Source organism: Paenibacillus castaneae, assembly GCF_002884445.1.
GTDB classification, from domain to species: Bacteria; Bacillota; Bacilli; order Paenibacillales; family Paenibacillaceae; genus Pristimantibacillus; species Pristimantibacillus castaneae.
In genome coordinates this window covers 3,057,191-3,070,032 of sequence record NZ_KZ614144.1, presented here as the reverse complement: position 1 = coordinate 3,070,032, position 12,842 = coordinate 3,057,191, and the positions used below count along the sequence as shown (strand labels likewise).

Here is a 12,842-nt window from a genome sequence, read left to right as displayed (position 1 = left end):
ATACGAATAACTTACTGCAAGAGTATTGGACTGGCAAGTGTTTTCCTAAAGAAAACGATTAGCCTTTTATTTAATCGGTTTCATTCTTTTTCTTCAATGGCCCAGAAACGATTTCCGTTGGGATCACAGAACATCATCACTCTATCACCTGGACCGCCGGGAATTACCTCAATCTCACCAACAAAAACACCACTGCTGATTAAATCTGATCGCAATTTTTCGATGTTTCCAGTTGTAAATTGTATGGAATAGTGCGGATTCAGCTTAATGTTGCCTGTATACCACATACTATTTTCGTCGTCTTCTTCTCCAAAAAGTAAAATTTCTTGTCCGGATGCTAATTTAAGGCTTGCGATTCCCATCTTCCAGACAAGTTCAAATCCTAGAACACTCACATACCAATCGATTGCTCTTTCATATTCGACGAAGTTCCCCGATTTTGTAACCGGAATTCCTACTACCATTTCTTTCACACCCATAACCATTGATTCCTCCTACTATTTTTGGAATTCATTCATATGGCTACCACATGTACTTTTATACATTTGACTTCGGAATCAAAAACCCTTTTTTTTAAAAATAAAGGAATTATCAACCTACTTCTTTGTTTCTCCAACCAACAATCTACGCTTCAAAATAGCAAAAAACTCATCTGCAATTATCACTGCAAATGAGTTTCCTTTTCTGAATGACTTTTATAATTGAATTTAATTATTTTGCTCAAGGAATTGGTAAACAGCCATCATTTCTTGTTTATTCAACTCACGAATACGATTGAAAATTGGAATATCTGCTACAGCTTCAATATTTAAGCTTTCAGTAACAACATCACTTACTTTGCCGGTTAGCCATGTTTGCACGTCTATGCCTTCGACGATTTCCGTACGCCCTTCATCATTGATACCACTCGCATAACAACTAACACATGGGATCGTTAATTTAAATACACCATCATGGAGCCCATCCTCGGAAATGACTTTCTTCCCTTTACAGAATGGACATGGTTGACTTGCTTTAATCTTATTAATTAAGGTAACAATTTTTTTGTAACCAAACGCTTCATACACATAGGTTAGTTTTTTGTATTTTCCATTGGTGAAATACTTATCAATGATCGTTTCTCTCGTTTCGGTGATATTGTCAAAATCACAGATGGTGATTTGATTATTAATACTGATGGATTCAAAACTGCTGCTAATACTGCCCCAGAATGGCAGGACGTTTTGCAAAACCATTTCATAGTGAGCAAAGCTTGCCAGCTCTAGTTCAAGCATTTTCAGAGCAGCCTGTGTTTCCCTAGGCAATAGAGAAACTTCCTCTGTCAAAACCATATCGCCGCCAACAATGGCTTTCATTTTATCTAGAACCTGTAAATTTCCAACAGTTTTAATGACTTGATCAAGAGGCTGCTGAATAATCTCACGAATATCCGTATCGCCAAATTTCAGCTTTTTATGATGCTTGAGTACAGTTCCTTGACAGATTGGACAGGTAATCTTTACTTTAGATTCTTTTATATGCTCTTTAATAATCGATTTCGATACAACCATATACATCCCGATGATGTGATTAAAGCCTTCCCAGGTCCTTGATGCCTTGGTAGCTTTATCATAAAATGATTTTTCCCAATACCCGTACAAAAAGGTATGCTTCTCTGCTTCTGTCATCTCATTATAACTTTTGCTTATATCCTGACCGAGCTCATTTTTAATCTCTTCAAAGATGAATTTTATTTTTGGGAATTGATAAAATTTCAAAATCTCCATCGCATCTGGATGCAATAAACCATCCCAGAATGGCACGGTTTTGTCCTGAATAACAATATCAAAATCGAATTTATCAATAACTCGGCGTCCCGAGCAGCATGGACAATGATTGTCTTGATTATAGAAGTCAAAGCTAATCGTATCTTTATTGGTTGGATGCGCCGCGACAATATGGTTGATCAAGCCACCAATTTCATAGAGAAAAGTATATTGACTATACAAGTGTCGTTCTAGATCAATAGCGATGACCGGTGCAATGGTTTCAGATTCGTATTCACCATAAATCAGACGGGCCATTGATGATAAGCTTTTTAAGATACCACCCTTATAGATGTTTTCTGATTTTTTAAAGTAGGAAATTTGATTCTCTTTTAAGTAGTTAATTCCATTTTGTTGAGTAAGTGTTGAAGAAATTTGCAATGGAGCAACGCTATCCGCATTGTTTTGATGACGATAATATTCATCATGACTGACAACTTCAAGATGCTCTACCGGTTCAAGCTGTCTTTTACCAAAATCAACGATAAAATCTGAGCTTTCTAACATATACGAATTATGTTCAATCATAATGATTGAGACGGATTCATCCTCTAGAATGACCCTAACACTATCAATGAATTGATTTAAAATGTTTTGTGATAAACCTTTCGAAGGCTCGTCAAAAATAAATAGCGTATGTGGGTTTCTTGAGCCCGCAAACAGCTCAGAAACTAAATGGACACATTGAAATTCACCCGTTGATAAGGACTGTGTTTTCCTCTCTAACGTCAAATAACCAAGTCCAAGTTTGATCAATAAACTCAAGCGTTTATGAGCGATGTCTTCATTTGGCAGCTCATCAATAATATCTTCAATCGAGCGCTGAAAAATGTCATCAATATCTTCACTATATTTGGTGAGCTTCCTTTTAATATCAAGAAAAGTTGCAACAGTTGACCGACTGGTAATCGATTGGTTCCGATCTTGCCCCACCATTACAAGCTTATCTTTAGGATATCGCTTCACAAAATCTTTGGTCATACACTCATTGACCAGTGTAGATTTACCACAGCCAGACTCGCCAGTAAACGTTACAAGCCTATTTTTAGGAATCTGAATTTCGGCCATTTGAATATTACGACAATAAAGATCACGAAATTGGTAATATTCAGTTGGTGCTGCTTGATTTCGTTCCCCATGGATTGGTTTTGGACGTGGCGATTGTTCAACAATTTTTCCGCCGTATTTACCGCTGCCAGGTCCGAAGAACAAGTGCTCGTCCGCTGTATCAAGCACCGTGTCAGAATGGTCAATAAGCCAAATTTGATTCTTATACCCCAATTGCTTAATCTCTGCCAAAATTTTCAATAATGTTTGGTGATCAAGGCCCACGGAGATTTCATCAATGATAATAACTGTATTTTCACTTGCTGCCATGAATTCTGCCAAGTAAAGACGTGTTACTTCTCCACCTGACAAAGTACCCATAATGCGATTTAATGTTAAGTAACCAATATTCATATTGATAATATTTTTTAGAATTTTTTGTTTACCTTCACTAATATTTAAAACTTCAGCTAGCGAAAAAATGGTTTCAACACTTAAATCGTTGATATCGGAAATACTCTGAGCTTGATCAAATAATTCAAGTTTATATTGTTCAACTTCCTGGTTAAATCGTTTCCCCATACACTTTTTGCATTCGATATTTTTAGTCGTTCCGCGGCCTTTACAATCTGGACACCAGCCTAGTTCATTATTAAATGAAAAAACTTCTGGAGAAAGATTGTATTGTCCGGCAAGAGTAACACGAATTTCTGTAAACACGCCAGTATGTGTGCCAATGGTTGATCGTGGATTTGAAGAAATAGATGACCTGCCTAGAAAAAGTACAAGCGGCATTTCTTCCATCTTGATAGCACTGAAATTGGTTTCCATAATATTAGGGAATAAATACTGATACTCTGCCTTTGGCAATAAAGAAACGAGACGCTTCTTGGATTCTTCACCAATGGTCTGGCAAAAAGTTGTTTTACCAGATCCAGACAAACCAGCAATTGCTAACGATTTGTCTACTGGTAGTACTTCATCTAATTTATTAATATTGTTCGCAATTAATTGATTTATTTTCATCGTAATCTCCACTCCATTCTCTAAAAATTTTGACAAAACTTGTTATTAAACTCAATCCTTTATTCCATTAAAAATGACGCTTTCCGTGTTCCAGAAAAGCGTCCTTAGGTTGGTCTTTATAAGCAGGTGTCATAGAGGTAGAAGAAATTATTTTTACAGTTCTGCCAACACTTTTCTGAGCTGCTCGCCCATATTGTTCCAAGCATATTTAGCTCCCTCGATGGCTCCCTGGCGGGCTTTTGTTGCTTCACTAAATCCAGCTTGATCGAGATGCAAATGTATCGTTCCATCTGAACCTTCTTTCAAAGTCCATGTAATTGTAGTGCTTTCTCCAGCACTTAACCAAGTGTAAGATAATGTATGAGGCTCGTCCACTACAAGAACTTCGCAATCTACAATTCCATTCCACCATTCGGAAGGCTCTGTCCGAAACTGAAATTTATGTCCAACAACTGGTTTGAAATCATTATTCCATATCCACTTCGCAAGAGTATCAGAATCCGTTAAAGCGTTCCATACCTGCTCGATTGAACTTGTAAATTGATAATCTAATGATACATCTGGTTTCATTTTTTTTCCTCCAATAAAAGTTTTAATTTATCCATTCTTTCATTCCAGAATCCTTCGTAAAAGGATACCCAGTCTTGAATTTCTTTCAAAGGAGTGGCATTCAACCGATACCTCGTTTCTCTACCAACCTTTCGAGCAATTAATAGACCAGCATCTTTAAGGATAGCCAAATGCTTAGAAACTGCTGTACGGCCCATTTGAAAATGAACGGTTATCTCATGAAGGGGCAATTCTTCAACTTCTGCTAACAGTTGAATTAATTTTCGCCTCGTTGGATCGGCAACAGCGTCATAAACATCCCTCACTTGGCTTTTTTCGTTCAAAATCACCCCCACCTTTTCAATATTATTTCCTCTAATGTCACCGATTAAACTTCATTATAAACGAACAGGTCACCTTTCGGTGTCCTAATAATTATAGGACACCATAAAGTGTCGTGTCAAGTTACAACTCACGGATATACCATGCATCGCATGCGAAATGGTCGGAACCGGCCAGCGGTGCTTTCAGCTTCTCAAAGCCATATTTCTCATAAAACCGGTTAGCTGCTTGCATATTTTGCAGCGTCTCTAGATAGCAAGCTTTATAGAACTGTGTTGCAAACCGGAGTGCCGTCTCAAGCAGGTTCGCCGCAATGCCCGTTCCTCTCGCCTCCGGCAGCAAATACATCTTCTGCAGCTCGCAAATCCTTTCCGAAGGGGAACCAAATTCCGCAATCCCGCAGCCGCCAAGCATTTTCCCGTCTGCATCAAACGCAACCCAATATTCCCTTCCCTCCTGGGAATAATAATCGGACAGATGACTTAAACTTTCGTCTTCCCATGCTAACCCTGCACGATTCCCGCCAAACTCGATCAAACAATTTCGAATAATAGCTTCTATGGTGCTGTTATGTTCATCTTGAATTATTCTGATATTCATAGTATTGCCTCCAAATTGTCCGATGTAAATATGATTAAACTGCATTCATGCACCGCAATTATTTAACTTTTTAATTTTAAATTGCCAGTATATCATATTCAAGCTAAAATGCCCTTTCATTCACGGGCATTCGGTTCAAGTAAAAAAAGACCACCCCTCGCGGTGGTCTTCGCTGTTTCAATTATTTACTTCTTTAGCTCTAAATAATTCATTTTATATTCTACCCCTACGAAATTTAGCACTCCAGAGAAACCATGTAATTCCCATTCTCCAGCTTCGTTTGGAGTAAAAATATATTCCCTATTCCAATCTTTTAACTTCTCGTCATCACCAATATACTCTTCCTTAATGCTTAATCTAGTTTGATTTAAAAATTCATTCTCGTAGTAAGTTTTATCAATGACCGCATTTGTTACATTTATTCCTTCGTGGAAAACAGTTGGATAAAATGTATCCTGTTTAATATACATACCCGAATCGGACTCAGGCTTGGACTCCATTGTATTTAGAAAAAAAATAGATAAAATATCTTTAGCATAGTTTCCAAACTCATTGGTAAAAGATTTCTCTAATTCCTCATAATCCATTATTGAAACATTTTCTTTTAATGCTAAATCAATAATGAGTTTTTCTTTCTTCTGAACCATTTCAATGGCAGTCTTTATATCGAAATCAATACTTTCTTCTTTTATCGGCTTTACTTGTTGTGATGAGTTACAAGCAGATAAAATAAAAAAGACCATAATAAGCAAAGAAATATAAAAAAATCTCATTATCACCTCTTCCCCCCTACCTGTTCGTTTAAATACCACTTTCTAAGCTGATTAATGTGAGCCTGATGATAGCGACTATGGTCTGCCATATGCCATAAGCCCCAGCGTATGGTTGCTCGCTTTTCGTTTCCATGTCCAAAGGCGACAAATTTATCCAGATCAGCATCTGTTAATTGTGTACATGTTTCTTTCAACATTGTGAATACACCTTCATAGTTAGACATAAGTGTGATCAAAGACGACCCTTTGACCATCGGAAGCCTATTATTTACATCTATCATGGGGCCATATTGCTCTTTGAACGAATCTGGAAGTGGTTGTTCTTTCATTCTATATACCCAATTGAGATCAACATACGTGATATGTCTGATTAACTGAGCGGTACTATTAAAGTTGTTATCTGGACCCTTGTAATCTACTTCTTCTTGCAGCATGCCTTCAGTGATTGATTGTAGTCGTTGGCTATTCTCTTTCACTGCGGAATATAATATTCCCACAATAGGTGACATATTTGCTTCACCTTGTAAATCGTAAAGCATCCTAGCTCATCCTCCCTCGTTTTTATTTCACACAATCATACTTTATCAACAAAAAATAATATGTTTCCATAGTTTTTCATAAATCTTTTATAATCGGCATTTCCTTTTAAAACGATTATGGTAGGATAAGCATTTACTTTGCGTCGATTTAATGCGGCCAACAAATCTTTCTGTACGATACAATAAAATTTGCCTTCTTCATACTGAATCAGAAGCGGTGGAGTTGCGGCTACATCATTATCTTCATCTACATGGTTTTCCTCAATCTCTATTCCATCACGCTGAATGAGACGCAGTGGAAACTTAACGACTCCGAAATAAAGATGCTCTTCCTTGATGAAATCATTCAAAATGGGAGCAACTTTTCGAGTAAGCAGCACATAGCATTGAATCCATTCTTCTAACATACCGGCATTCGCATATTGTACAGCTGATTGTAAAGCAGGAAAATAGGTTAAATTTCTATCATTTTTCTTCGAATAGATAATTTTCTTAATGGAATCCAAAGATAACAGATATTCGTCCGCAAGTTCCGAAACCGTCACCCCATGGGCATACTTATTGCGAATCATTAGGTTGCGCCTTTGCAATTGATCTCGGTAACCGGACGTTTCGCCCCAAGCCTTTTTTTCCTCCCCTGAAGGAATATAGAGAAGTTTTCCTGCCGCGTATTTCTGGATTTCTTTCAATAATTCCTCTGGTAATACATCGTTGGCGTTTTCATATTTCATATCATCACCATCTATAAGACGTCTAGTCGATCTTTCAGTTCACTGATTGATTTCATTATGGACATGCAGGATACCGTGTCATCAATCGATGCATGCCAACGCAAGGTATCGATTCCTTTATAATAAGCCATACATAAGAATCTTTCTTTAAAATTGGGTATGACGATGTCCCTTTTCTTGCAATACTCAACCAACAATTCCGGTATGTTTAAGTAAGGTTTATTTAAGTCCATAATGGCAAAATCCAAAAGGAAATCGCAAATGCCGGATCTGCTCCAGTCAGGGAACCCGACCATTGTTTTTCCATCGGTGATCATATGGATGAAAAACGTATTATTATTAACCAAATCACGTTTTCCTTCACAATAATGGATTCTGTCCTCCATTTCCTTGAAGTATTTTTCGAAAAATTCACGCTCCAAAACCGTTGTTTGAAACATTTCCTTCCAGTTAAACCAATACCCCTCTTTATCTTCTGCAAATGTATCGATCAGAAATTCCCTGCAGCTCCCATACTCCGTTTTACAATCATCATTAAACTGACCATAGCCATCTACTCCCGCTATATCTGATGAACTGATTTCTAAAATGTTGTCAAAAAATAATTCATAGCAATCTGCGAATTGTGTTGGGCTTAATTGATCTGCAACAAATCCACTTGGTGTCATACTTACCTTATCAGAAAGCATCGATTTAATTAAATTGTCTTTGCCCATTTTTTTATCCCCTTTTCCATTTTCATATCCTGTTAACATCAGCTGCGCATCTGACATGTGAAAATCATAGCATAGGAAATGTCTGGGATATAGGCAGCGAATATATATAATCAACTTTACACAAATGATAGGAATCCTTGTTGATGATAACACCATTTGTGTCATAGATTACTTTATTAACTCGAATTGTATATCGTTGTACTATATTTTTAATTGTTTTGTTATAATCTTTACTGATTAGAATACGAAATGAAGCATCAATTATTTGAAACAGTGGGTGAGGATATGAAGGTTTCAATAGAAGAAATAAGCAAAGAAAAGGAAGAGGAAATCCTCATCAGATGTCATGAGGTAGATGACGAAATATACGAAATAGTAAATAAGCTGGAAACAGAAAACCTCATTCTGATCGGATATCATAATGATATTATTAACCGTATAAAACTTAGTGATATCTACTATTTCGAAGCAGTTGACGGAAAGGTTTTTATGTACAGCAAGGACAACGTCTTTGAGATAAAGCAAAAGCTGTATGAGTTAGAGGAATTATGCAAGGAAAGGAACTGCTTTCGTGCATCCAAATCAACGATTTTGAACATAGCTAAGATCTCTGTTATTAATCCGTCAATAAGCGGCAGATTTGAATCGTTGCTGGATAATGGGGAGCGTGTAGTAGTATCCAGACAGTATGTGCCTGTGCTTAAAAATATGCTCGGATTGTAAGAGGAGGAACGAATATGAAGCTATCTGAATTTGTAAAAAAGACAATAAATAATGCCTTGATCATCTTCGCATCCATAATCATTATTATTACTGTTTTGAGACAGTTTTTTTATCCCGAAATGGTCTTTGATGTGAAATCAATTTATATCATTATGTCATTTTCACTTTTAGGTGCATTAACGGGATTTATTTTGTATTCTCCTAATGATATAAGTGAGAAGAAAATGCGTGTAAGAATTGCTATTCATTTTTTGGCTTTAGAAATAATATTGATTTCCCTTAGTATTGTAAGTGGTATTGTGAATAGTGTATCAACGTTGCTCATTTTAGCATTGGAAATAGCTGTAGTCTATGCCGTCGTTCGTCTGTTGTCATGGCAAAATGATAAAAAAGAAGCACAAAGGATTAACGAAAAACTAAAGAAGTTAAAAAAAGAAAGCATTTGAGTTTCATCAACAAATTAATAAAGCAGCTGTTATCTGCAACCAATTATGCGGTAAGCTTTTTAGCTTACCGTTCTTTTTTGCAACTTATTTGCCTGTAGATACAGCTTATTGTTTTTCTATTTACTTCCTTTCAGCAGTTTTTTATGATGAAGCCATAAAAAATGAATAAATAAAGGAAGGAAGTAACAACTATGGGAACGTTGTTATTTATTATTGCTTTGATTATGGAGATTGCTTTTGCGTTATATAGCATTGTAAAAAAGCAAAACCATCAAAGAGCAAGGAACTGGGCTAGAATTGCTGTATTTATTGCATTTACAATTCTCATCTTATTTTCGGTTATTATTTGGAGTTTCCGCTGGATCTTACTTGCAATACTGCTATTCATACTGGCAGTATTCGGAACGGTTTCGCTTATCCGCAACAGAAATACTAAGGAATACAAAACCTCTCGTATCGTCAGAAACACAATTTTTATGTTAGTTGGATTGGCAATTGCACTTGCACCTGCACTTGTTTTTCCTCAGTATAAATTGCAAAAAGTGACGGGACAATATGAAGTCGCAACCGCTGCTTACACCTACGTTGACAAAAATCGCATTGAGGAATTTACTGACACGGGGAAAAACAGATTTGTTAATGTGGAATTTTGGTACCCCCAACATGCAGAGGGCACTTACCCACTTTTGGTATTCTCGCACGGGGCATACGGAATAAAGTCAAGCAATGCCTCCACCTATACTGAACTTGCAAGCCATGGTTATATCGTAGTGTCAATCGATCATCCCTATCATTCCTTTTATACGGCTTCAGATGATGGGACGACTGCTATGATTAATGCACAATATTATGAGGAAGTAAGCAATGTTAATAAAGATGGCATTTACACGATAGAAGAAGCCTATGGACTCATTCAAAAATGGATGAAGCTGCGAACAGACGATATGAATTTTGTCATTGATACGATACTTGAGAAATCCAAAAGTGACAATAACCCCATTTATCAACATATCAATACAAATAAAATAGGTGTGTTCGGGCATTCCATGGGTGGCGCAGCTAGTATTTGGCTTGGCAGAGAGCGTGATGATGTACGTGCAGTTGTCAATATTGATGCCCCGATGTTTAGTGAGATTCATTATGATAAGGAGACTAATGATTTAGTTGCAAATGGAAGCACCTATACGACCCCCATTCTTAATATCTATTCTGACGATGTTTGGGTACAGCTTGATAACAGCTCCACTTATGCGGCAAACAAAGCGGCTGATAAAATTTTCTCCGAGGTTTATAACGTTCATTTTCAAGGTGCAAAACATTTAAGCCTAACGGATTTACCGCTTTTTTCTCCTGTTCTTGCAAATATGCTGCAAGGTGGAAAAGCAGATATTGATAAATATTACTGTATTGAAACCGAAAATCAAATTATTGTTAATTTCTTTGATTATGTATTAAAGGGCATTGGTAGTTTCTCTCCCAAAGCAACATATTAGAAGAAGTATAATACAAGCTATGGCCAAGCAAGCATCTGCTATCTCGGTCATTGCTTGTTAGACTAATAGTTGACGCTGAGGAACTGTTTTATATCTATATTCATTTTCTTCAAAAATTGCTCTGATGGGAAGTGACCCATTTCATAAGTCGTTGCCGTTACTAAATTGGGAATGATTGCTTTCGCTTTTTCAATCGTGATTTTACCCGGGAAAAAAATATCTCTTTCACCTGTCACGACCATCGTAGGAGAGTGATAATTCAAAAGCTCTCTCTTTTCGGTTAACTTTGGCATGTCTTGTTCTAATTTTATATGCGTAAAAATTTCGCCGATAATATTTTTATCCAATTCTTTCATGCTATTAAACGACATCACATCCGCGATTTTTTGCAATTGTTTTTGTGACAAGTTCATATTATATAGGATCATTGGGATCAAAATCTTTTGTATCATTTTCATTTTTGAGCCTAGCTTTAATCCAGCCGGTGACACCAAAACGGAGCAAGCCATTTTCTCCGGCATAAAAGCTGCTATTCTCAGTATGATTCCCCCGCCATATGAGGGACCTATAAAAGCACTTTTTTCGACGTTAAAATGTTCCATTAAATCAGAAGTCCATAAAGCAAAGCTTTCATCTTGTGCAGAAACTCTCGTTTCCGCACTGTAACCAGGATGCCCGATAGTGTCTGGTGCGTATATCCGATACTCATCTAATAATGAAGAAAACCAGGATAATGTCATTGGATTTATGCAGTTGCCGCCCTGAAATATAAATATAGGCTTTCCGTTAACAGGTCCCGTCACTAATGTATGGGTTTTACCAAAACGCGTGTTTACAAACACCCTTTGAAATTCAACGTCAAATAGTTTTAAGTACGATTCATAATAATCTAGGATCTTTTTCTTTCCTTTTTCACTTTTATAAATTGTGTGTTCGCTCAGATCAGCACCACCCATAATTATCCAATCACTTCACCTTCGTTGTTTTCTGTAATTATGGGCTTCTCTCGTTTGTTAAGCCTACTTGATTGATATAATAAAAAACCGTCTTGCCTTTAAGCAAAGATTTACAAAGTTCAATCAGACTTGGTACATGTTCACGTATCCACATATGCTTTTCTTTTATACTTACCAGAAATGCGTAGTATTCGCATATATTCAAAAACATCAAGTCTTCTAGCTGAGCGATGTCAATTCTTCCGGAAATTATATTAGTGTAGCCGGAAAGCAGGTCATCCCGTAATTCATTTCTAGTAAAAAGGGCACCCAAAGCGATATCCATTGCATAATATCCAAACCCCGATAATCCAAAATCAATGAATGAAATTCCCCTTGGTGTGCGGATTAAGTTGCTATAGTGAATGTCGGCATGGATGAATCCCCATGTCTCGAAACTTCTGCTCAACCCTTTCATACGATCGGTTACCATCGAAAATGTATTTTCAAGGATTATAAATTCCTCGGTTGTGAAAATACCCATTTTTTCGCCTGCTCGCAATTTGGTCAACATGTTATTTATCCACTCTATCCCATATTCGGGTCTTAGAAAAGTTGATCCATGTTTAAAACTTCGCGAAAACTGATGTAAATATGCAATATTCTTCCCCAAGGCACTAACCATTTCCTCACTGATGAAATCTCTCTTGGACATGGTTTCCCCGAAAATCCATTTCAAGACGGAACAATACACTTCTTCGCATTCAATGACAACGCTTGTTACTAGTTCACCGTTTAAATTCGGTACAGGGATTTGAACAGGTAATTCGGAATGGGATGACCAAGCTAACAAATATTCTAGTTCCGCTTGAACCGCCTCACGCATGTTTTGTACACCCTGCATGTTTTTTGTAATTGGTTTATGTATTCGCAACAAGTAAGTATCTTCAGATCCCTTTTCTGTTACTTTGTAAGTAATGTTTTCATTATGACGAATCAATTCCACAATAGGGTCGATAAAAGAATATTTCAGTATAACTTCCTTAGAACACTTCGTATAATCCATAGAATGGAATGTCACTCCTTAGCTTAGTAAACATATCCCTGCGATTGAACT

Annotated in this window: 14 protein-coding genes; 3 read left to right on the top strand and 11 right to left on the bottom strand. The window is 36.9% G+C overall.

Annotation, left to right across the window (positions count from 1 at the left end; all coding sequences use genetic code 11):
- Positions 1–80 precede the first annotated feature (80 nt).
- From CEF13_RS13595 to CEF13_RS13555, 9 genes are all read right to left on the bottom strand, one after another.
- The gene (locus CEF13_RS13595; protein WP_166742783.1) at positions 81–479 is read right to left on the bottom strand and encodes a VOC family protein; all 399 of its coding nucleotides are present in this window, start codon (positions 477–479) and stop codon (positions 81–83) included.
- A 228-nt stretch (positions 480–707) separates the two neighbouring features.
- Positions 708–3,878, bottom strand: coding sequence for an ATP-binding cassette domain-containing protein (locus CEF13_RS13590; RefSeq protein ID WP_102711188.1), 3,171 nt, complete (start codon positions 3,876–3,878; stop codon positions 708–710).
- A gap of 153 nt (positions 3,879–4,031) precedes the next feature.
- Entirely contained in the window at positions 4,032–4,448 is a 417-nt protein-coding gene (locus CEF13_RS13585) for an SRPBCC family protein (RefSeq protein ID WP_102711187.1), read from the bottom strand.
- Positions 4,445–4,771 (bottom strand): ArsR/SmtB family transcription factor, encoded by a 327-nt coding sequence (locus CEF13_RS13580; RefSeq protein ID WP_102711186.1) that lies wholly within the window; start codon positions 4,769–4,771, stop codon positions 4,445–4,447. The genes CEF13_RS13585 and CEF13_RS13580 overlap by 4 nt, the downstream gene beginning before the upstream one ends.
- 121 nt (positions 4,772–4,892) lie before the next feature.
- Positions 4,893–5,369 (bottom strand): GNAT family N-acetyltransferase, encoded by a 477-nt coding sequence (locus tag CEF13_RS13575; protein ID WP_102711185.1) that lies wholly within the window; start codon positions 5,367–5,369, stop codon positions 4,893–4,895.
- A gap of 185 nt (positions 5,370–5,554) precedes the next feature.
- Positions 5,555–6,142 carry a hypothetical protein gene (locus CEF13_RS13570; protein WP_102711184.1) on the bottom strand — a complete coding sequence of 196 codons (588 nt, stop codon included), beginning with the start codon at positions 6,140–6,142 and terminating at the stop codon, positions 5,555–5,557.
- A gap of 2 nt (positions 6,143–6,144) precedes the next feature.
- Complete coding sequence (locus CEF13_RS13565; protein WP_102711183.1) at positions 6,145–6,681, bottom strand: DinB family protein; 537 nt, start codon at positions 6,679–6,681, stop codon at positions 6,145–6,147.
- A gap of 35 nt (positions 6,682–6,716) precedes the next feature.
- Positions 6,717–7,412 carry a CD3324 family protein gene (locus tag CEF13_RS29580; protein WP_341806281.1) on the bottom strand — a complete coding sequence of 232 codons (696 nt, stop codon included), beginning with the start codon at positions 7,410–7,412 and terminating at the stop codon, positions 6,717–6,719.
- An 11-nt stretch (positions 7,413–7,423) separates the two neighbouring features.
- Positions 7,424–8,128 carry a hypothetical protein gene (locus tag CEF13_RS13555; RefSeq protein WP_102711182.1) on the bottom strand — a complete coding sequence of 235 codons (705 nt, stop codon included), beginning with the start codon at positions 8,126–8,128 and terminating at the stop codon, positions 7,424–7,426.
- A gap of 285 nt (positions 8,129–8,413) precedes the next feature.
- On the opposite strand from CEF13_RS13555, the gene CEF13_RS13550 reads away from it, so the two are divergent.
- From CEF13_RS13550 to CEF13_RS13540, 3 genes are all read left to right on the top strand, one after another.
- Positions 8,414–8,851, top strand: coding sequence for a LytTR family DNA-binding domain-containing protein (locus tag CEF13_RS13550; RefSeq protein ID WP_102716373.1), 438 nt, complete (start codon positions 8,414–8,416; stop codon positions 8,849–8,851).
- A 14-nt stretch (positions 8,852–8,865) separates the two neighbouring features.
- Positions 8,866–9,297 carry a DUF3021 family protein gene (locus CEF13_RS13545; protein ID WP_102711181.1) on the top strand — a complete coding sequence of 144 codons (432 nt, stop codon included), beginning with the start codon at positions 8,866–8,868 and terminating at the stop codon, positions 9,295–9,297.
- A 191-nt stretch (positions 9,298–9,488) separates the two neighbouring features.
- Complete coding sequence (locus CEF13_RS13540) at positions 9,489–10,790, top strand: alpha/beta hydrolase family protein (protein WP_102711180.1); 1,302 nt, start codon at positions 9,489–9,491, stop codon at positions 10,788–10,790.
- 62 nt (positions 10,791–10,852) lie between these two features.
- Here the strand turns inward: CEF13_RS13540 and CEF13_RS13535 are convergent, their stop codons facing one another.
- Positions 10,853–11,746, bottom strand: a complete 894-nt coding sequence (locus CEF13_RS13535; RefSeq protein WP_243864453.1) for an alpha/beta fold hydrolase — start codon at positions 11,744–11,746, stop codon at positions 10,853–10,855.
- 37 nt (positions 11,747–11,783) lie between these two features.
- Entirely contained in the window at positions 11,784–12,791 is a 1,008-nt protein-coding gene (locus tag CEF13_RS13530) for a phosphotransferase enzyme family protein (RefSeq protein WP_102711179.1), read from the bottom strand.
- Between the last annotated feature and the right edge of the window lie 51 nt (positions 12,792–12,842).